The 20689-nt window shown below is 31.7% G+C and carries 26 protein-coding genes, 1 pseudogene, 1 riboswitch and 2 other annotated features; of the genes and pseudogenes, 21 read left to right on the forward strand and 6 right to left on the reverse strand.

The genetic code is table 11. The features are described 5' to 3' along the window. Positions 1–235 precede the first annotated feature (235 nt). From ACSVC9_RS05085 to ACSVC9_RS05095, 3 genes are all read left to right on the forward strand, one after another. Complete coding sequence (locus ACSVC9_RS05085; RefSeq protein WP_446899268.1) at positions 236–676, forward strand: MarR family winged helix-turn-helix transcriptional regulator; 441 nt, start codon at positions 236–238, stop codon at positions 674–676. Between the two features lie 9 nt (positions 677–685). Beyond that, positions 686–1189: a GNAT family N-acetyltransferase gene (locus ACSVC9_RS05090; protein WP_446899269.1), complete on the forward strand. Its 504-nt coding sequence runs from the start codon at positions 686–688 to the stop codon at positions 1187–1189. A gap of 143 nt (positions 1190–1332) precedes the next feature. Beyond that, positions 1333–1869 carry a flavoprotein gene (locus ACSVC9_RS05095; protein ID WP_446899270.1) on the forward strand — a complete coding sequence of 179 codons (537 nt, stop codon included), beginning with the start codon at positions 1333–1335 and terminating at the stop codon, positions 1867–1869. 122 nt (positions 1870–1991) lie between these two features. On the opposite strand, the gene ACSVC9_RS05100 is transcribed toward ACSVC9_RS05095, so the two are convergent. Next, positions 1992–3296 carry an alkaline phosphatase family protein gene (locus tag ACSVC9_RS05100; protein ID WP_446899271.1) on the reverse strand — a complete coding sequence of 435 codons (1305 nt, stop codon included), beginning with the start codon at positions 3294–3296 and terminating at the stop codon, positions 1992–1994. Between the two features lie 177 nt (positions 3297–3473). Then, positions 3474–3672: a binding site (T-box leader), on the forward strand. 42 nt (positions 3673–3714) lie between these two features. After that, positions 3715–3922: a binding site (T-box leader), on the forward strand. Positions 3923–4023: 101 nt separating this feature from the next. Here ACSVC9_RS05100 and ACSVC9_RS05105 point away from each other — a divergent pair. The 6 genes from ACSVC9_RS05105 to ACSVC9_RS05130 all read left to right on the forward strand — a co-directional run bounded on the left by ACSVC9_RS05105 (position 4024) and on the right by ACSVC9_RS05130 (position 8860). Continuing rightward, entirely contained in the window at positions 4024–5361 is a 1338-nt protein-coding gene (locus ACSVC9_RS05105) for an MFS transporter (RefSeq protein ID WP_446899272.1), read from the forward strand. 434 nt (positions 5362–5795) lie between these two features. Next, the gene (locus ACSVC9_RS05110) at positions 5796–6158 is read left to right on the forward strand and encodes a DUF2089 family protein (protein ID WP_446899273.1); all 363 of its coding nucleotides are present in this window, start codon (positions 5796–5798) and stop codon (positions 6156–6158) included. 21 nt (positions 6159–6179) lie between these two features. After that, positions 6180–6557 carry an SHOCT-like domain-containing protein gene (locus ACSVC9_RS05115; protein ID WP_446899274.1) on the forward strand — a complete coding sequence of 126 codons (378 nt, stop codon included), beginning with the start codon at positions 6180–6182 and terminating at the stop codon, positions 6555–6557. An 11-nt stretch (positions 6558–6568) separates the two neighbouring features. After that, complete coding sequence (locus ACSVC9_RS05120) at positions 6569–6820, forward strand: hypothetical protein (RefSeq protein WP_446899275.1); 252 nt, start codon at positions 6569–6571, stop codon at positions 6818–6820. 131 nt (positions 6821–6951) lie between these two features. Then, positions 6952–7470, forward strand: a complete 519-nt coding sequence (locus ACSVC9_RS05125; protein WP_446899807.1) for a CDP-alcohol phosphatidyltransferase family protein — start codon at positions 6952–6954, stop codon at positions 7468–7470. 78 nt (positions 7471–7548) lie between these two features. Beyond that, positions 7549–7633, forward strand: a riboswitch (ZMP/ZTP riboswitch). A gap of 51 nt (positions 7634–7684) precedes the next feature. After that, positions 7685–8860 carry a phosphoribosylaminoimidazolecarboxamide formyltransferase gene (locus ACSVC9_RS05130; protein ID WP_446899276.1) on the forward strand — a complete coding sequence of 392 codons (1176 nt, stop codon included), beginning with the start codon at positions 7685–7687 and terminating at the stop codon, positions 8858–8860. Positions 8861–8874: 14 nt separating this feature from the next. On the opposite strand, the gene ACSVC9_RS05135 is transcribed toward ACSVC9_RS05130, so the two are convergent. Then, on the reverse strand, positions 8875–9750 hold the full coding sequence (locus ACSVC9_RS05135; RefSeq protein WP_446899277.1) for a DMT family transporter: 876 nt from the start codon (positions 9748–9750) through the stop codon (positions 8875–8877). A 21-nt stretch (positions 9751–9771) separates the two neighbouring features. Further along, a complete protein-coding gene (locus ACSVC9_RS05140) occupies positions 9772–10047 on the reverse strand; it encodes a metal-sensing transcriptional repressor (protein ID WP_446899278.1) in 276 nt (91 codons plus the stop codon). 162 nt (positions 10048–10209) lie between these two features. Between ACSVC9_RS05140 and ACSVC9_RS05145 the strand changes: the two are divergent. The 4 genes and pseudogenes from ACSVC9_RS05145 to ACSVC9_RS05160 form a co-directional block, all read left to right on the forward strand. Next, positions 10210–10356, forward strand: a pseudogene (locus ACSVC9_RS05145) (PEP-utilizing enzyme); the annotation flags it as partial. 335 nt (positions 10357–10691) lie between these two features. Next, entirely contained in the window at positions 10692–11135 is a 444-nt protein-coding gene (locus tag ACSVC9_RS05150) for a helix-turn-helix transcriptional regulator (RefSeq protein WP_446899279.1), read from the forward strand. Between the two features lie 126 nt (positions 11136–11261). Next, entirely contained in the window at positions 11262–11513 is a 252-nt protein-coding gene (locus ACSVC9_RS05155) for a hypothetical protein (protein WP_446899280.1), read from the forward strand. A gap of 129 nt (positions 11514–11642) precedes the next feature. Next, a complete protein-coding gene (locus tag ACSVC9_RS05160) occupies positions 11643–12125 on the forward strand; it encodes a hypothetical protein (protein ID WP_446899281.1) in 483 nt (160 codons plus the stop codon). A 175-nt stretch (positions 12126–12300) separates the two neighbouring features. Here the strand turns inward: ACSVC9_RS05160 and ACSVC9_RS05165 are convergent, their stop codons facing one another. Then, positions 12301–12426, reverse strand: a complete 126-nt coding sequence (locus ACSVC9_RS05165; protein ID WP_446899282.1) for a hypothetical protein — start codon at positions 12424–12426, stop codon at positions 12301–12303. A gap of 150 nt (positions 12427–12576) precedes the next feature. Here ACSVC9_RS05165 and ACSVC9_RS05170 point away from each other — a divergent pair, with 150 nt between their 5' ends. From ACSVC9_RS05170 to ACSVC9_RS05205, 8 genes are all read left to right on the forward strand, one after another. Continuing rightward, the gene (locus ACSVC9_RS05170; RefSeq protein ID WP_446899283.1) at positions 12577–13374 is read left to right on the forward strand and encodes a class I SAM-dependent methyltransferase; all 798 of its coding nucleotides are present in this window, start codon (positions 12577–12579) and stop codon (positions 13372–13374) included. 140 nt (positions 13375–13514) lie between these two features. Continuing rightward, positions 13515–13769, forward strand: coding sequence for a hypothetical protein (locus ACSVC9_RS05175; RefSeq protein ID WP_446899284.1), 255 nt, complete (start codon positions 13515–13517; stop codon positions 13767–13769). A 103-nt stretch (positions 13770–13872) separates the two neighbouring features. Continuing rightward, a complete protein-coding gene (locus tag ACSVC9_RS05180) occupies positions 13873–14055 on the forward strand; it encodes a hypothetical protein (RefSeq protein ID WP_446899285.1) in 183 nt (60 codons plus the stop codon). Positions 14056–14198: 143 nt separating this feature from the next. Further along, a complete protein-coding gene (locus ACSVC9_RS05185; RefSeq protein WP_446899286.1) occupies positions 14199–15011 on the forward strand; it encodes a PPK2 family polyphosphate kinase in 813 nt (270 codons plus the stop codon). A gap of 118 nt (positions 15012–15129) precedes the next feature. Then, positions 15130–15294 carry a zinc ribbon domain-containing protein gene (locus ACSVC9_RS05190; RefSeq protein ID WP_446899808.1) on the forward strand — a complete coding sequence of 55 codons (165 nt, stop codon included), beginning with the start codon at positions 15130–15132 and terminating at the stop codon, positions 15292–15294. A 143-nt stretch (positions 15295–15437) separates the two neighbouring features. Further along, entirely contained in the window at positions 15438–16670 is a 1233-nt protein-coding gene (locus tag ACSVC9_RS05195; RefSeq protein WP_446899287.1) for a hypothetical protein, read from the forward strand. Positions 16671–16745: 75 nt separating this feature from the next. Beyond that, complete coding sequence (locus ACSVC9_RS05200; RefSeq protein WP_446899288.1) at positions 16746–17441, forward strand: response regulator transcription factor; 696 nt, start codon at positions 16746–16748, stop codon at positions 17439–17441. Continuing rightward, on the forward strand, positions 17431–18810 hold the full coding sequence (locus tag ACSVC9_RS05205) for a HAMP domain-containing sensor histidine kinase (protein ID WP_446899289.1): 1380 nt from the start codon (positions 17431–17433) through the stop codon (positions 18808–18810). The genes ACSVC9_RS05200 and ACSVC9_RS05205 overlap by 11 nt, the downstream gene beginning before the upstream one ends. Before the next feature lie 64 nt (positions 18811–18874). On the opposite strand, the gene ACSVC9_RS05210 is transcribed toward ACSVC9_RS05205, so the two are convergent. Both ACSVC9_RS05210 and ACSVC9_RS05215 read right to left on the reverse strand, forming a co-directional pair. After that, a complete protein-coding gene (locus ACSVC9_RS05210; protein ID WP_446899290.1) occupies positions 18875–19966 on the reverse strand; it encodes a radical SAM protein in 1092 nt (363 codons plus the stop codon). After that, positions 19950–20549, reverse strand: coding sequence for a TetR/AcrR family transcriptional regulator (locus ACSVC9_RS05215; protein ID WP_446899291.1), 600 nt, complete (start codon positions 20547–20549; stop codon positions 19950–19952). The genes ACSVC9_RS05210 and ACSVC9_RS05215 overlap by 17 nt, the downstream gene beginning before the upstream one ends. Positions 20550–20689: the final 140 nt, after the last annotated feature.

A 20689-nucleotide genomic window follows, 5' to 3' on the forward strand; every position in this document is an offset into this window, starting at 1 on the left:
AAATAATGATTATGTATTGTATGGTTATAACTTTATGATTATATATTAAACTATGTATATTAAAACAATGTAAAGTTTTGTTAAATTATATAAGTAAAATTTGGATACCTATAAAAAAGCAAATAATTTGTATCGACTATGAAGAGAACATATAGTTGAATTTTCAACTAAGTTGCATTACCATAAGTATATAGTTGAATTTTCAACTAATAGGAGGTGAAGATCTATTAAAGCATTGAGTAGTAATATATTGAGAGAAATAGGAACCCTGTCGCGTTGTATTAATTATATAAGTGACCTTAAGTTTAAAGAAATAAATTTACAAAAAGGCCAATTTGCGTTCTTAACTAGGATATGTGAAAATCCTGGAATTAATCAAGCTGATTTATCAAATCTCTTAAAAGTAGACAAGACAACGACAACAAAGGCTGTACAAAAACTTGTAGTGTTAGGATATATATATAAGAAAAGAGATGGTATTGATAAAAGAATATGGAGACTTTATCCGAAAGAAAAAGCATTAGAAATATATACGTTTATTATTGAAGAAGAAAATAGAAATATTCAGACTTGTTTTAATAATTTCAGTGTAAAGGAAAAAGAATTGGTTGTGAGATTGGTTAAAAAAATGAGAAAAAATGTTGAAATCCATTGGATAAACTTAAAAAATATTTAGGAGAATATTATGATAAGAAAGGCAAATATAGAAGATATAAAAAGAATTATGAAAATTATAAATAAAACTATTGTAGAGATGCGAAATTACAATAACACTCAGTGGGATGAAAGTTATCCTCAGGAAAAGGACTTCGTAAATGATATCAAGGAAAGAAACTTATATGTAACAGAAATAGGTGGAAGTTTGTTAGGTTTTGTATGTATTAATAAAACGAAATCAGTTGAGTACAACAGAGTGAACTGGTCATTGGATGAAGATTGTATGGTTGTTCATAGAATGGCTGTCAATCCTTGTTACAGAGAGATTGGAATTGCCACTAAATTAATGAATTTTGCTGATGAACTAGCTTTAGAGAACAACATAAGGTATTTAAAAACAGATACCTATTCAGTAAACATAAAAATGAATGAATTGCTTAAAAAATGTGGTTATAATATGACTGGAAAGATTAGCTTTTTTGGAAAGGAGAAGGTATTCTATTGCTATGAAAAAATACTAAAATTAATATGAACGAAAAAGTAGAGAATATATATCAGTTTTTTAATTTTTCATATAAAAGATTAAAAATAATATAATACAAACACTATTTAATGATATAATTAAATTAAAATTTAATATAGTATTGTAAAATTCAAAATGAAGGAAGTGTAAGTATGCTTGATGGCAAAAAAATAGTAGTTGGTATTACTGGATGTAGTATGGCAATACAGGCTTTAGATGTAATTGCTAGATTAAAGAAACTTCATGCAGATGTGTATGTTGCTATGACTGAAAATTCTACTAATTTTGTGACACCTCTCATGGTACAAAGAAGTGTTGATCACCCTATCCAAATTAGGGCATTTGACTTGCCGAAATCATGGGAAAAAGGTCATAAATCTCTTTCACAAGATACAGATTTACTTTTAATTGCACCTGCTTCTGCGGATATTTTGGGAAAGGCAGCTAATGGAATTGCAGATGATTTATTGTCAACAATTATTATGTCAACACGTGTTCCTAAAGTCATAGCTACTCATATTAATGATAGAATGTACAATAGTCCGAGTGTACAGCGTAATGTAAAAACTTTGATAGGTGATGGTTTTACTTTTGTAGATAATGGAGATAAAGAACATATTTCAAGATTCCCATCTATTAATCAGATAATAGATACAGTATTAAATGTTTTAGTAGCTAGTAGAGATTAATAAAGATATTTTTATTAAAATATAATAACTAATTATTTGTGTGTCAAAAGTACCATTCCTATGTGATAGAAAAGAACATATCATAAGGTATGTTCTTTTCTATTGAAATTTTCTATAATTGATTATTCTAATATTTCATCAATAATTTTTCCATCTGCATCTTTTAGTTCAATCCCAAGCAATTTTGCTATAGTTGGTCCCTCGTCAATCAAATTCATATTATCTATAACAATACCTTTTTTTATCCCTCGGCCACTTGCCATAAAAATAGTTGTATAGTCTTTTTTGTAAGGCAAATATCCATGAGTAGCTCTTGTAATGTTATGTAATATATTTTCATCTCCTGGTTTTATATATCTTATTATGTCTTCTTCTACATCATCAAGAAAATAAAATCCTTTTTTTGCCTCAACCATAAAAGCACAGTTTGGATCAGCACCTAATCTCATTACAATATCTCTTTTGTATATTTCTTCGATACACTGAGTTTTTGTATTAAAATTATCTATTAAGGAACATAGTTTGTCCACTAATAATTTATCATCCTTATTTTTTAAATAAATATAAGCACAACCATCACAATTTTTAGCTATCGCCTGGTAGTTTTTAATTTTCCCTCTTCTATCTGTATCAATATATCCATTATTTTTTAACAATGCATTTAGGTCTATTATTTTATCCTCATCCAGGCTGCTGTGGTCACCTAAAATTATTATTGTGCTGTCTTCATACATATTATTTTCCTTTAAAGTGTCTATTATTTCGCCTAATCTTTTATCATGCCTTGAAAGTGCAGCATTTGCCTCATCAGAATAAAACCCATTGCAATGGCGCATTGAATCCAAATCAGAGTAATGGACGAATGTTATGTCAGTTTTTTTGTCTTTTATAGTATACAAAAATGATTTATGAGTAAAATTATCTAATTCGGGTTGCTTTATGCCATTTCTCAAGGAACCGAATTTTCGGTTTAACTGAAATTGAAATAATGGACTGCCATTTAACAAGGATACGACAATTTGGTTTTGCCAGAATCTATTTGCGAAAATTTCAGGCATGTTATATTGTATTCTGGATTTTGCTGTAACCGGCCATAATAGAGCTGCTACTTTCATACCTTCATCTATTGCAAGATCATAGATAGTATCTCCTTTTATATATTGTCTATTCCAATACCAATCTGGTGACTTTCTACTGGGCTGCAATAAGGTGTTATTTACTATTCTGTGATTTTTAGGATATTTTCCTGTCACAATGCTAGTATGTGCAGGATATGTTAAGGATGGATAAACGCTATATACGTTTTTGCAGTAAGATGCCCTGGAAAGAAATTTTTTGAAATTGGGCAAGGAAGAAATATATTTAAAATCTAAGGTAGAAAGGCCATCGAATGATATTATATATAAATATTTTGTGATTTTTTTCATCTGAAGTTTCCCCCTAATAAAATTAATTTTTAATTAATTTTATTATATTCCTAATATATTATTTGTGCATTATGACTGTATTACATGATTATTAAAGAGTATCAATAAAATTTTGGAGAATGTTTCTGTACTGTATTGACAATACAGAAAATTAGTATTATAATTTAAAAATCATGTTTAAAGACTATGACAGGAATCAAGTAAATATATAATATTTAAAGAGAGTGATGTTTGCTGTAAATTCACAATATTTATATATTGAAAACTCGTCCTCGAGTTTATCAGCTGAAATATGAGTAGGCTGTATCGGTTTAATCCGTTATTTTATAGAGAAAAAATTTGGATGGTACCGCGGTATTTGTTTTTCGCTCCAAGAGAAACGAATGCCGCTTTTTTATTTTACAGACAATTTAATATTACAAAAATAATGCCAGGGATAAGTAAATATAAATATATTTTAAAGAGAGTGTTCATGGTGAAAAAACACATTTATATTGTATTGAAACTCACCCTTAAATTGCAATCTGAAAAAGTCAGTAAGATTCTGCCGACAATCATCGATGATGCCGTTAAAATATTCAAGTTATAAATTTGGGTGGTACCGCGATAGACCTTTCGCCCCATGGAAAGGTCTATTTTTTATACTTAATTCTAAAAAATAATTTTTACTGGCCAGTGAAATTATATAAAAATATTAATTTTAGTCTATGTATACGGAGGTATCTTAATGGAAAGGGTAAATTGTATTTCTGAAAAAATGGATTATGTTCCAGTATCTAAATTGCATTATAAAATTTTATGGCTCATTGGACTTGGAATATTTTTAGATGGGTTTGATGTATATCTGGCAGGAGGAGTTTTGGGAGTGCTATTGAAAAGTGGATGGTCAAACATAAGCTTAAATGCTACGTTTATTTCCGTAACTTTTGTAGGGCTTTTGATAGGCTCACTTATTACAGGATTTTTAGGTGATAGCTTTGGACGCAAATTTTCATATCAGTTAAATCTTTTAATATTTGGTGGGGCATCTCTTATAGCTGCATTTTCACCTAATATGATTTTTTTAATAGCATGCAGGGGAATAATGGGAATTGGGCTTGGTGCTGAAATTGTTACAGGATATGCATTGCTTGCAGAGTTTGTGCCATCAAAAACAAGGGGAAAGTGGGTGTCCATGCTTTCTCTCATAACAAATGTCTCTACGCCGGCAGCTGCATTTCTAGGATATCTTATAATACCAAGGTTTGGTTGGAGATGGATGTTTGTATTTGTAGGGTTGTTTTCTATAGTTGTATGGTGCTTGAGAAAAAATATGCCAGAATCTCCAAGATGGTATGAGTCCAAAGGAATGGAGGAAAATGCACAGCATGTTGTAGATATATTTTACGGTGAGGCAGAAAAGGAATTAAGCAGTTCTATATCACAGCCAGATGTCATAAAGAAAGAACGTAATAAAAAATCAGGAGAATTTAGGGATTTATTTAGTAAAAATATGATTTCGAGAACTATTGTAGGATGTGCAGTATTAGTTGCAATAAATACATTAATATATACTTTTGTAAGCTGGGCACCTACATTTTTCTTGAGAAAAGGTATAAATGTCTCTAGATCATTAGGATATACAACTATAATGATGATAGGTGCCCCTCTTGGTGCATTAATTGGAAGCTTTATAGTAGATAAACTGGGACGTAAATGGTGCCTTATTGTATTTATGCTTATAGCAGGAATACTTGGATATACGTATGCTTCACAGAGTATTATGGTTATAATACTAACTATAGGTTTTTTTCTAACTATAATTATATATATACTTCTTACACTCGGCCTTGCTATTTATGTTCCAGAATTGTTTCCTACAAATATAAGGCTAAGAGGATCAGGATTTTGTAATGCGGTAGGAAGATTGGCGACTATATTCAGCCCATATGGAGTAGCATGGATACTTAAAAATTATGATACGAAAGCTGTTTTTATGGCACTTGGATGTGTGCTTATAATAGTAGCATTTATTATTGCCCTGTTGGGAGTTGAAACAAAGCAAAAGTCACTGGATGAAATTTAATTGAGCTATATTGGCTAAAAATTTATAATTTACCTGCAGATGGAGCCTGTAAAGTAATATTGCATATATTCTTCCTGTTTTGCCGGAAGGGGATTTAAAAGAAAAATTTTCTAATATATATGCCAATTAGTTATTCTGGAGTATTTTTTGAAGACTGGAAAGATGAATAATGGATAATATTCAATAATTGAATGTCTTGAAAGGTGTAGAAATTATTTAGATAAACAAGTGGAAAAGTTGATTACAAGGAGCTTTTTATGGAAGATGAATTCCATGAGAAGCTCCTTTAAGGATCTAAAGGTTATTGTTTAAATATATTAATATAAATTTTAAATATATTAATATATTTTTAAATAAAACATAATATTATTAATTAATATATTGAATATATTAAAAATATATGATATACTATGTTTAGAGAGGAAGGTGATAACTTGACGTATAAAGTTATTGAGAAATGTCCGGTGTGTGGATCAAAACTTTTAATTTCAAAACTTTATTGTCCAAAGTGCAGTACTGTAATTGAAAATGAGTTTGAAATGTCAAAGTTTGAATATCTTAACAAAGATCAACTTAAATTCATAGAGGTGTTTCTAAAAAACAGAGGAAATATAAAAGATGTTGAAAAAGAACTTGGCATATCTTACCCGACTGTAAGGTCGAAACTGGATGAAGTAATAGCGGCTTTGGGCCATAGTGTATCACAAAATACAGGGACTGGTAAAAAGAAAATAGTGGATATGTTGGAAAATGGAGAAATAAATGCAGATCAGGCTATAAAAATGCTCAATCAGTAGTATAAAAAGGAGGATGATAAAATGAATGAGGAAATATTAAGAGTATTAAAAATGGTGGAGGAGGGAAAACTTACATCTGATAAGGCTCAGGAGATTATAGAGTCATTGAAGGAAAAAAATACCGATATTCAAATTGCAGATGAGGGTGACATAATGAACAAGATGCTGAAAATAAAAGTGAATTCCCATGAAGGGGATAATGTAAATGTAAAACTTCCAGTAAAATTTATAAAGGTAATTCTTAAAACTGTTGGAAAACTTCCAATAAATAACGACGTAAAAGGAATGGAGAGTATAGATTTGGATCTTATTTTAGAAGCCATAGACAATGGACTTTCAGGAAATATAGTAGATGTTAAAAGTGCAGATGGTGACATAGTAGAAGTTAGCATAGAATAGGAAGTGCAGCTATGAAAGTGTATATAAGAACTGGAAGTATAAGATTTATAATGCCTATACCGCTTGTATTTTTGAAATTTGGAGTAGCTATGGTGAATTCATCTTTTATAAAAAGAAATATTCCTGAAAGACACAGAAAATATATTGAAATAATTGATTTTAAACAGCTTTCAAAATGTATTGGACTGCTTAAGGAATACAGGGGGCTGGAAATTCTAGAAGTCAGAGCAAAAGATGGCACGAAAGTTTCGATAACATTGTAAATATAATTTGTGGGAATTATATTTAATATTACCCTTAACTGGAAGTAAATTAAAAATGTAGAAAGGATTAATTTAAATTGCATAAAATAGTTAAGTTTATACCTAACAGTATTACTACAACAAGGATATTTATGTCAATTTTATTTGTTTTAAATATACTGGATAATTTTAAATATACACAACATAAATTCTTTGAGATGCTAATTATATTTTTATGTATATGTATATCTGATTTTGTGGATGGTTATATTGCAAGAAAAATAAACTGTACTTCAAAATTAGGTGCCAAACTTGATATTTTTGCAGATTTGATCTTCATATTTTCTTCTTATTTGACTTTAATAATTTTAAATATGTTACCATTGTGGTTTTTTGTATTTATATGTTTTAAATTTGTGGAATTTTTATTTACCTCAGTTTTTATAAAAAAATACTATAGTATATCAATAAATCCTTTTGTTTTTGATAAGTGGGGAAAAGTCACAGCGGCCTTGTTCTTTGTTGTTCCTGGAGCAGCATGTATTTTTAATTTTTTGCTTTATGCTGAGCTAAATTATTTGATGAATTTTTTGCTTTATGCTACTTTAGCGTTAGGATTGTTGTCTTCTTATTTAAGAATAAGATACTACCTTAAATTACGATCTAGCTGATTAGTTTATAAAATTGTATGATTGTCTTTTATTTGGATTGACATGACAATTGGAGTATAATATAATTTAGTAAACAATGAGTAATCATGCGACTGGCGGAAATGGAGTTTACCATATGAAGCATGATTGAATATAATTTGTATCGACCGCCTGGGTAGTTTTAGATATTTACCCGGTTTTTTTTGTGCTTAAATTTTGAAAGGAAGTAATTTAGATGAGAAATAATGAACTCGTATTAAAGTATGGATGTAATCCACACCAGAAACCAGCAAGAGTTTATGTTAAAAGAGGAGTACTTCCATTTGAGGTTATAAATGGTGAGCCTGGATACATAAACCTTATGGATGCACTTAATTCATGGCAGCTTGTTAAGGAATTGAAAAATGCTACAGGTCTTGCAAGCGCAGCTTCTTTTAAACATGTAAGTCCTGCAGGTGCTGCAGTTGCGGTACCACTTGATGACACATTAAGAAAGGCATATTCAGTTGAAGGTGTGGATCTTTCGCCTGCAGCTACTGCATATTGCAGGGCGAGAGGTGCTGATAGAATGTCTTCTTATGGAGATTTTGCGGCTTTAAGTGATGAAGTCGATTTATCTACAGCTAAGGTATTAAAGAGTACTGTTTCGGATGGGGTAATTGCACCATCTTACAATAAGGATGCTCTTGAGATTTTGAAGAAGAAAAAAGGAGGAAATTATTGTATAATACAAATTGATAAAGATTATGAACCACGTAAAATAGAAAAAAGAGAAATATTTGGAATAACCTTTGAGCAGAAAAGAAATGATGCAATTATAACAGATGAACTTTTAAAAAATATAGTAACAAAAAGAAAAGATATAACTAAAAGCGTAAAAAGAGATCTTTTAATATCCATGATTACACTTAAATACACTCAATCCAATTCTGTATGCTTTGTACTTGATGGGCAAGTAATTGGAGTCGGAGCAGGACAGCAATCCAGAATTCACTGTACAAGGCTGGCTGGATCGAAAGCAGATATATGGTTTTTAAGACAGCATCCTTCAGTTTTGTCACTTCCATTTAAAGCTGGACTTAAAAAAGCAGAGAAAGATAATGCAATAGATCAATATCTCCGCAATGATGTAACAGAGGAGGAGATCCGATGCTGGAGGGAGATATTTACTGAAGTCCCAAGAAAACTTACAGAAGAAGAGAAGGAAAATTGGCTTTCAAAACTTAATGGAGTTTCTCTAGGTTCTGATGCATTTTTCCCATTCAGAGATAATATAGACAGAGCGTCTAAAAGCGGAGTTGAGTATATTGTCGAGCCGGGTGGTTCTGTAAGAGATGATATTGTGATAGAAGCATGCAATGATTATAATATGGTAATGGCCTTTTCAAATTTAAGACTATTTCATCATTAATAAGAATCCATAATTTAACTGCTGTCTGTTGATACCAGATAAGTTCCTGCTATCATAATTATTAGTGCTAGAAAAAAGTATGTATTTGGAGTCTCCTTTAAAATAATAAACGAGAGTCCTGCTGAAATAAAGGGAGTTAGTGCATAATAGGCGCTAGTCTTTGCAGCTCCAAGATATCTCTGTGCATAAACATAAAAAAATATGCTTAATCCATATGAAAAAAAACCAATTATGATTGCCGATATAATAAATAAAATATTGGTGCTCCATTGATTTAGAAAAAGAGCAATTAGAAATGAACCTGCACTTGAACCAAGGCCTTTGATGATTACTATTTCCATAGGATCTTTTGTTGAAAGCATTCTAGTGCAGTTGTTTTCAAATCCCCAAAAGATACAGCATGATACAATAAATAGTGAACCAATTGAAAAAGAAAAGCTTCCTGTGTTATGTATTGATAAAATAATACAAGAAATTGTTATCAAAATAATTGCAGTCCAAAGTCTTTTATTTACAGGTTCATTGAATATAATAAAAGCAATTATTGAGGTGGCCGCAATTTCAAAATTGCTTAATAGTGAAGCATTTGAAGAGGTGGTTAAAGTCAATCCCATCATCAAAAAAATAGGAGCAGCGATATCTGAGACAATCATTCCAATTATAAAAGGAAGTTCATTTTTTGTTAATTTTTCTTCATTTTTACTTTTGCCTTTTTTTTGAATAATTAAATTGATAAAAAACATACCTGATCCTGCTCCAAAGTAAAGAAGTGTAGACATCATAGTAGGAGTTATTTCTTTTAGCAGTACTTTTGATACGGGAATGCTAATTGCATATAATAATGAGGAAGATACTGCAAAAAAAATTGAATTATATTTATTTGATTTCATTTCTAACGCCACCTGTAGTAGTTATTTTATAAATTTATCAATTGCCTTGTTTAGATCTTCAAGAGTTTTTTTATCATTATTTTCTATTGCTGTTACTACACAGTGATTTATATGATCTTTAAGGATTACTTTACCTGTATTGTTGATTGCATTTCTTACAGCTGCTATTTGAATTAGGATTTCACTGCAGTCACGTCCATCTTCAACCATCTTTTTTACATATTGTAGATGGCCTATAGCTCTTGAAAGACGGTTTACAACGGCTTTTGTACTTTCATGGTTATTGTTTTTATTCATAAATAGACCTCTTTTCATATCCCATATGGGGGGATATGAAAAGTATATCATTTTATCTATTTAAAAGCAATTCTAAGAAGTTTTAATGTAAATTTAATATTTTAAAGGAATTTATAATTACAATCCATAATACAACTCCTAAACAGGGAAGAAAGTTTGTACATGGCAAAGGCAGTAATTTCCGATACTGGAGGACCTCTTTCCCATAATGCCATTGTAGCAAGGGAGTACAATATTCCTGTGGTGCTTGGCTGCGGCAGTGCTACAAGTGTACTTAAAGATGGAGACAAGGGTACTGTGGAATTTTAGGGTTGTCTATTTAAAACTCTGAATATTCATTGCATTTTTCTCCAAAAGATTGTATTTTAAAAAGAGAGGAATAATTATGACTACAGTTTATATGAAACCAAATTACATTTTAATAAATGCGGGATACAGACAACCTTTTGTTCACCATCATCTTGCCAAACATATTATATTGTCCCTTGATGGAGACTTAATGTGTACTGCATACGGTTCAGTCCAAGAATAACAAACTGCTTGTATTTCTTATAGATGAGGCGAGCAGTCTAGCTGAAGGTATAGAAAAAAATTTATTATGTGGAGCATCTTATTCTATTATACCGTCGGAAGTGGTTTGTAAAATGAGAAGAACTTATAAGAAATCTGTTGATTTGCAGGAAACCACAAGAAAGCAATATGATTACTCTTGCCACCGGACATTTTCACTGCTTAATTTGAATTTTGAAGAACAAATTGCTAAAGACGATAGAATTCAATGGGCGCTGAATCATGTTTCTAATGCAAGCAGTATTGACACTGAAACAATCTCTGCAATTTGCAGGAGTGTTCATCTTTCCCAAAGTAGATTTTCTCATCTTTTCAAAGAGCAGGTGGGTGTGCCCTTGAGCAGCTATCTGGCTTTGCTTAAATTGAGAAAGGCATATCAATTTTTATTGAAGAATTTTAATATTACTTTTGCCGCTATGACTGCTGGATTTAATAGCCCATCTCACTTTTCTTCCACCAGCAGAAAATTTCTTGGAATAACTGCCAGTGAGATTAAAGGGCAGTGTAAAATATTTTAACCGGTTATAAGAATCAGCATGTATTTGAAAGTCAGCTTATTATTTCTTTATTATAATAAAGGCATGGGTAGCAGAGATAAAATATTACTGTTTCCATGTTCTTATTTATTTTTTGGAGATGATAAAATGAAAGCAAAAGAAATTTCCTTTAAGAAAGGACTATATCAGTTGAATTCAGAACCTAATTTTAACTTTCAGTTAAATAGAGCGATAATGTGGAATGGCGGGCGCCTGGAGGACATTGAGAAGATTGCTTCTAAAATTGTGAGCAGCAGGAGCTGGAAGGAAGAACTTATAAAACTGGCGCAGGAAGCTGAAACAGAGGGGAGAATTGAAAATGCAATGGCCTATTACAGACTTGCTTCACGGAGGCAATGATTCATACTTTGAGGAATTCTTTTTTCCCATGCTGTACCTTTCACAACGGGGATTTGATGTATATCTTTTTGAAGGACCCGGTCAAGGCGGCGTATTGCAGCTGCTTTTGAAAAAAGAATTAAAAAAGTTGTGGCATGGTCCGTTTTCCCTGATTTTTCAGACGTAGTAATAGAGGCAATTCCTCCTAAATCTCAAAAGCTGACCCGGCTTTTATTTAAGTTAAAGGCCGGCAGGATCATAAATTTTATAATTGGCAAAAAATTAAAACAGAGTAATGAAATGATCAACTGGGGACTTAAACATGGAATGTATGCATATGAAGCCAGTACTCCCTATGAATATCTGCAGAAAATAAGCCAATATAAAATAGCGCCAGTAGCGGATAGGATATACCAAGATATTTTAATTATCGGGGCATCTCAGGACCATTTCGTCAATTATCGAAAAGTTAGTCAGGAAATAAATCTTCTTACAAATGTTCATTCCATGACCTTTCGCTTAATGACAGAAGCAGAGCAGGCAAGCAACCACTGTAATTGTGGAAACTGCAAACTGGTAATGGATACAATTTCTGATTGGATAATGATGATGAAAAAAGAAAGTAATGTTTAACATATTAACTCTATCTAGTTCATTTTAAGGGTAGAAGTAGCAATATAGTGATATATTGAGGGAAAAATATCTTGAATTAAAAATTTGAATGAAATAAACTATTAATATCAATTTTGCCGTTTGAATTTAATTTTAATTTGTTAACCATCTGTGTCCTCTTTAGTTGTAAGTATGGTTAAAGACACTCTATGCAATATTTTCTAACATCTTCTACAGTTAGAGTATGGTCTTTTGATAAAATTACGGAACATATTTCTTCTCCTTTTACAGGATGTTTTATACCAATCCCCATACTTTCCAACTATATAACATATATCGCTTTTTCATTGGCGTTCAAGAAGCGCAGGTATGTGCAAAAGACATATTGAAAATGAGTATCAATTGCAATATAATTAAGTTATTATAAAAGTTCAAATTGGTTGTAGGTATAGTACCTAACAGGAGGCTTAAAATGATACAGAAATTGACTGGAATTCCAGAAACACTCCTTATACCGCTTTGGGCAAGGGCGGCTGAAACAAAGCGGAAAGATTCCATGTTTAAGGATTATATGGCAGTGGAAATGGTTGAAAAAATTGATTATGATTTTTCAAAATTTGATGGAGCGTGGGTTTCACAAACTGGTGTTGCTGTCCGTACTGAGCTATTTGACAATGAAACCAGGAAATTTATAAATAGGAATCCTGAAGTTGTGATTGTGAACATAGGCTGTGGATTGGATACCCGATATTTTAGAGTGGATAATGGGAAAATCGTGTGGTATGATCTGGATCTGCCGGAGCCTATCAGAATAAAGAAAAAATTTTTAAAAGAAACGGAAAGATACAGGATGATATCCAAATCGGTTTTAGATTATTCATGGATTCAAGAAATAGATGCACTTGACCGAGCTGTACTTATTATAGCTGAAGGAGTACTCATGTATTTTGAAGAAAGTGAAATCAAAGAGCTTATGAACAAATTGGTGAACGGATTCCCGGAGTCGGAAATGATTTTTGAAATGATGACTCCAATTGTAGTAAAAGGCAGCAGACATCATGATACTGCCAAGAAGGTTGGAGTTACATTCAAATGGGGCATAAAGTCAGGAAAGGAAATGCTGAAATACAATAAAAATATTGAATTTGTATCAGAGAAGAATTTTTTTGACTATCATAGAGCAAGATGGAGATGGCTGAGGATACCGTCACTTATTCCTGCCTTTAAAAACAATTTTAACGACAGATTAGTACATTTGAGATTTTTATAAATTATGTTTGGATGCTGCTAAAAAATCCTCATAAATTTTTGTCAGGTACTTGACAAGTCCGCTTTGGATTATTATACTATAGTCAAGTACTTGACAAAAATACCTAGGTAATTAAAATTAGTGAAAGGAAGGTATTTCACATGAGTGAAATAAGAGAAGAAATTTTAGAACAGTTCACATATCTGCATAAACTACTGCACCGTTATCAAATGCAAAATCTTAGGGATTTTGGACCTTTTAGCAATCCACATAGAGGTCAGGGTCGTGTTCTTTCAATATTGAAGATGAAACCCGAAATTAGTCAGAAAGAATTGACTTATCTTTTAGATATGAGCAGGCAGGCTCTGGCGGAACTTCTGAACAAATTGGAAAAAACGGATATATCCCCAGCGTGAGACATCAGAGAAAGACCGTCGCAGCTTCAATGTAAAACTGACTGAAAAAGGTGCTGCAGCAGCCAGTGAGATAGATGATGATACGTCGCCTGAACTGGAGAAAGTGTTTGACTGCCTGAGCAATGAGGAACTATCCAATCTCAGTGAATATCTCAAGCGTATTATTAAAGGGCTTCAAGAGCAGTTCGGAGGTGACAACGAGGATCTTCGCAAACAGATGCTGGAGAAATTTATGGAACATGGCCATCACTTCAGGGGACATGGAGACATTTCCTTTGGAGTATGACCCCTTAAAGTAGACATGGCAAATAGCCAAAACTACGTTAAGGGTGTTTCTCTATGTCCAGAAAATAAGTTCATTGAATATGTATAATTTTTAAAGTACTTGTAAAACTATTTTAAGTAAGATATATAGAGGAGATTAAAACTATGAACAAATTTATAATTGAGTCACAACAGCAAATTGATTTGAGAACTTTTGATCCTAATGATACTGATGGATTATCAAAGGATTCCATTAATGAAGAATACTTAAATTTACAAAAGAAGTTTGCACACCTTCAGGATATTTTCTATGCTTCCAAAAAATTTGCACTGCTTATAGTACTGCAGGGAATAGACTGCAGCGGCAAGGATGGAACTACCAGGAAGCTATTCACCGGAATAAATCCCAATGGATTCAGAGTAGAAAGCTTTAAAGAGCCAACTCAAGAAGAATTAGGGCACGATTATCTTTGGAGAATACACAAATCAGTTCCCAAAAGGGGTATCATAACCATTTTTAACAGATCATATTATGAAGATGTACTGGTTACACGTGTACATGGGCTTATAGATGATAATACAGCTTTTAATAGATTCAAAGAAATAAATATGTTTGAAAAATTTCTTGTAAGCAACAATACTGTAATAATAAAATTTTTTCTGCATATATCGAAGGACTTTCAGAAGAAAAAATTAGAAGATAGATTGGAGATTCCAGAAAAGCACTGGAAATTTTCAGCATCAGATCTTAAGGAGAGAAAGTTTTGGAATAAGTACCAGCAATATTACGAAGACTTGCTATGTAATTGCAGTACTGATGAAGCTCCATGGAATATTGTTCCTGCCAATAAAAGATGGTTTAGAGACTATATTGTGTTAAAAACTACGGTGAATGTACTTGATAATCTAAAGTTAAGATATCCAGATATAGATGAAGATATAAAAGAACTAATAAATAAAGTTAAAAAAAGCAATTAGATTAATCCATCAGCCACAGTATGAAGATATTATGGCTAACTAAAAAGCAAGCATTTTTTGTCTAAATTCTTGGGGCCATTATACTATATTGTTATACGTCTCATGACAGTACGGTGATATTTCCATACATCTTCAGGCAACAGGAGGAAATTTCGCAAAAATATTTGATGTACAGAATAAGAAATTTATTACTGTCAGCTGCAAGAGATGTGGATATACGGAATTGTATAAAGATCAGTCTTCTACTGGATGGAATATTTTGGGCTTGCTAATAGGGAATTAACCTATTAGCTTTTACTATTTTAAGGACTATATAAAATGACATATCAGTATAATCTTCATTAAATCTTCATAAATTCTATAGTTGATTCTTTAAAAAGTTTTTTTAAAATGAAATTTGAGATGAAAATCAAAAGGAGGATTGTCATGGAGAAATATTATAAAAAAGTTACCTTGTTTGGAATTTTAATTGGTATACTGTGGGTGGTTTTGGTAAATACGCAGCCATTTTCAGATTTTGCCTACTACTATGGACTGGCTAGGCAGATAGCTGTAGGAGGAGCCTGGGGAGATACATATACTTCTGTTGGATATCCAATTGTGCTGGGGCTTGTATATAGAATTTTTGGCAGTAGTCTGGCAGCAGCAAAAATTTTTAATTTAATGCTTACATTAGTAAACTACATACTTTTTTATAAAATATTAAAAAAGGCGGACTTGAGTGAAAAGAGACGTAGATTTATATATGGTCTATTTGTTGTTTTCCCGAGCAATATATTTTACAATAGCATTTTGGCGGGGGAAATACTATTTACTACGATATTGCTTTTAATAACGTATTTGTATTTCCATGATGTTAAATATAAATATATATTAATTGGTGTACTGGTAGCAGCGGGTGCCATGATAAAACCATTTTTTCTAGGGCTTTTTCTTCTGGTCTTTATAGTGGAACTGTGCTTGAAAATAAAGTTTTTGACGGTATTGAAACATTCGATTATCATATTTGTAATAAGTATTTTAGCAATATCCCCATGGTTGTATAGAAATACTAGACTTATGGGACAATTGACTTTTATATCCAATAACGGAGGGATAGTGCTTTATATAAATAATAATTCCCAGAACAAATATGGTATGTGGATGGATGCCGGAAATGTGGACAATTCTATTGTTAAAAAGACTAAGTATATAAATGCCAATGCTACAGAAAAAAGCAAAATGCTCTCAAGTGCAGCACAAAAATGGATAAAAGCACATCCTGTAGAATTCATTCAGCTTGGGTTTAAAAGGCTGTTCATTACCTATGTTGGTTTCAGTGAAATAGGTTACAGTTTCAACGGTGCAGACATAAATCCAATTTTAAAATTTATATTTTCATTTTATGCTTATGCTGCAAGATATGCGATATTTATCCCAGCTTTAATCATGTTGTTTGTATATAGTATAAGAACAATTAAAGAATTTTCAAGTAAAAAGCCTGTAGATCATTATTTAATATATAATCTTGTTTGCTTTTATATGTTTGCCTTTATGTATTTCATTTCTGAAGGTCAACCACGCTATTCATTTCCATGTACCTTTGTCATGATTTATTTTTTCTCATATTTTGCTGAGAAAATTAACCTTATGAAATTTATAAAAAAGGTAAAATTGTAAAACATGTTATAATAAAATTATTGTTATAATTTAAGTTGAAGTTCAAACTTTGAGCTGCAGAAAGGTGAATTTGGCATGAAGGGATACAGCGTATTGGTAGTAGATGATGACAAGGATATTCTGGATATAATAAAAATTTATCTTCAGAATGATAAATTTGAAGTAATTACTGCTTGTAACGGAGGATCAGCAATAGAAAAATTGAAAAAACAGCATGTGGATTTGATAATATTGGATATAATGATGCCTGGGCCGGATGGATTGCATACCTGCATTGAAATTAGAAAAGAGAAAAAAATACCTATAATAATGCTTTCTGCAAAAGATGATCCCAGCAGCAAAATACTTAGTCTTGACATAGGTGCCGATGACTATGTTACCAAACCCTTTAATCCACTGGAACTTGTGGCCAGAGTGAGATCCCAAATCAGGAGATATTCAGAATTCAATGGAGAAAAACACCAGGATAGAGGTAAAATTGTTATAGATGATCTTACAATAGATACTGAATCCCATGAGGTATTTGTGGGAGAAAATTCAGTAGGACTCACTCCCATTGAATTCTCAATTTTGAAGGTGCTTGCGGAGAATAGAGGAAGGGTGCTTAGTACAGAAATTATATATGAAAATGTATGGAATGAACCTTTTTACAATTCCAAGAATACAGTGGCAGTTCATATAAGAAATATAAGGGAGAAGATAGAGATAAATCCAGGAAGGCCAAAATACATAAAAGTTGTCTGGGGGGTAGGCTATAAAATTGATAGATAGAATTAGAAAATTTTTTCTAAAAAGTATATCCAGGCAACTTCTTATAATTAATATATTCAGTTTTATGGTGCTGGTAATTGGAATAGCTGTTTCTGTCCAGATCATAATTTATGATAAAAATAATACCCAAAATTTTCTCAATGCATCAAATGATACTTATGTACAGGTTGTAAGATATGTTAAGTCCACTGATATCCAAAATAATTACTATATAAATAATCTGTCAAAATTGAATAATGTGAATATAGCAATTGCCGACATGAAAGGCAATGTAGTTCTTAAATCAAATACAGTAAAAGACAAATATATGGATTTGAATTTTATAAGAGAGTGTATGGTGAAAGATCACACTGGAAAAACAGTATATGAATTATATGATTTGAATATATCAGGAAATAAATATGTACTTGTTACCTGGAAAGTTTCAGGTACTTACTATGAAATATTTAAGCATGTATATATAATAGCATTCCCAATCGTTATCTCGCTGGGAATTATTTATTTCTGGTCTTATAAAAAAGCCAGGTATATAAAATATATCTGTAAGTGTATAGTAAAAATTTCCCAGCAAAACTTAGACTGTAAACTTGAAAAAATAGGCAGCGACGAACTGAGAATTCTGGCAGAGGAAATAAATAGGATGTCCTTTAATCTGAAAAACATGATGAATCGTGAAAAATCTCTTCAGAGGTTTAAAAATGAATTGATAACGAATATGTCCCATGATTTGAGAACACCTCTTACGTCTTTAATTGGCTACCTGTATCTGTTAAACGACGAAAACACTTCCGTAAAAGATAGAGAAATCTACAGTAAAAAGTCCCTGGAAAGGGCGGAAAAACTCAAGCTGTTGGTAGACAATCTGTTTCAGTATTCAAAGCTGGAAAGCGGTGAAGTAGAACCTGAGCTGTGTAATGTGAATATTGTTGAAATCATGGAACAGATTATAGGGGAGATGTCAATTCTAGCGGAGAAATCGGGAATTGAATTTGTAAAAAAGTATGATATACCGAATCTGAAATTGAATGTTGATCCCTATCTTATTAGCAGGGCTTTTCAAAACATATTGACAAACGCTGTAAAATACAGTGTAAAAAATAGCAGTGTATACGTTGATATAACTTCAGATAAAGAAAACACAGCGGTGAGCTTTCAAAGCAAGCCAATTCAGAATTTGTCGGATGAGCAAATTGGAAAGATATTTGAAAGGTTTTATATGGGGGACAAGTCAAGAAATTCACATGAAAATAATTCAGGATTGGGACTCGCCATAGTCAAGAATATTGTGGGGCTGCATAAGGGAGAAGTATGGGCGGAAAACAAAAACAATACCTTTATAATATATATCAAATTAAGAAATAATATATAAAATAGTTAAAATTCGTAATTAATAAGTATATCAATTGGGTATGAGATAAAAGTATGTTTTATAATCATGTATTTAATAGTTTTTTAACATCATCTTCATTTTCAAATAACAGACATCCGCCCTCATGTTCTCCAGCTAGCATTTTATTATCCTTAAGTTTTTTGAATAATGGTGATTTTAAAGCCTCTTTTAGGCTGGATTCTTTCAAATTTACATCTGAATAGGGTGAGAGCGGGCATGGTTCTGTGTTACCATTGGCACTTATGTGAAAAAATCCTCTTCCAGCCGCCAGACATCCACCCATGTATTTCTCATCACCAGGAAATGATAAAAATACCATGTTTTCAAATGATTGTCTTAATTCTTCCAGATTTTTTCCCAGTAAGAGGCGTTCTTTGGTTGTAGGTGCAAGTTTTTCAGTGGATTTGATTACCGGAGTATACTCTACAAATATCAGTATTTTTGTTCCTTTATTATAAAGCTCCTGTACAAATCCTTTGTTTGTGACAGTTGTTATATTTTCAGTTGTTACAGTTATAGAACATCCAAACAAAATTCTTTTTTTATTTAAATTATCCACTGCAGTCATTATTGAATTATAGGTATTTTTCCCACGCCTGGAGTCAGTTTGACACTCATTGCCTTCAATACTTATCATTGGCACCAGATTTCTATTTTTATCAAATAAATTCATATAATCTTCATCAAGCATGGTTCCATTTGTGAAAATCGGAAAAACTATTTCTTTAACAGAAGAAGCTTTTTCAATAATACCTCTCCTCATTAAAGGTTCTCCACCTAAAAGCAATATAAATGAGATCCCAAGTTCCTTTGCTTCATTAAATAGCTGTTCCCATCTTTCTTCTGATATTTCACTGTTCTTTAAATTATCTCCGCAGGAGTTGTTGGCCCGTGCATAACACCCCTTGCAGTATAAATTGCAGCTGGAGGAAATGCTTGCCATTAAAAATGGAGGAATATGTTCTCCTTCACTTTCAAGCATATTTCTTCTATCCTTTGCAGCTGTTACCGATAGCATATATTTTATTAAAAATTTAGTTTCTTTTGGATTTTTTACAGATGATTTCAAAACGTTCTTTATTATAATTTCAATACCACTGCTCATATATTCAGATAAATTAAATGCTTTTTCCATCATTAACCTCCAAAGCTTCTGATTCGATCAATAGATTCAATTCCATATCGATGAGTTCATCTCTTTCTTTTTTGTTCATGATGTCAATTTTACTGAAAGATTTAAATTCATCTGATCTATAAAATACCAGCTGCATAAATGAAATCAATTGATATGAAATAATTTTGTACTTTTTCTCACTTTTGTTTTCTTTAAAACAACTTTTGACCAGAGGAAGTATTCCCAGAGTTTGAATAAATTCCTTCTTTAATAAAATATAGGGAATTATCTGTTTTGTATATTTTTCATAATTGACAATCATATCACTAATACTAATCAAGAAATTTCTAAGCTTATCTTTTGGCGAACTGCTGCTGTTTGTCATATTTTGAAAATATATATCTGCGGTGTCGCCTATTAATTTATTTACTGAAATATTTACCAGCTCATCTTTGGAATTAAAGTAGTAATTTATTGTTGATAAATTCACGTTGGCTCTTTTTGTTATTTTTCTTGAGGTTATTTCTGAAATATCATCGCATTCCTGCAATAATTCTATTACAGTTTTTATCAATAGAGCCTTTGTATTATTTGATGGCTTCAATTTAACACCTCATTTTCAAACATGTTTAATACGTGTTTTATTATAACTCAATTGTAATGATATATCAATATTTTCATTTACGGAAAACAGTTGAAATGAAAGTAAGCAATGGTAGTATTATAATAGATTCAAGAATTCAG

It is taken from the genome of Clostridium sp. LBM24168, from assembly GCF_052953915.1.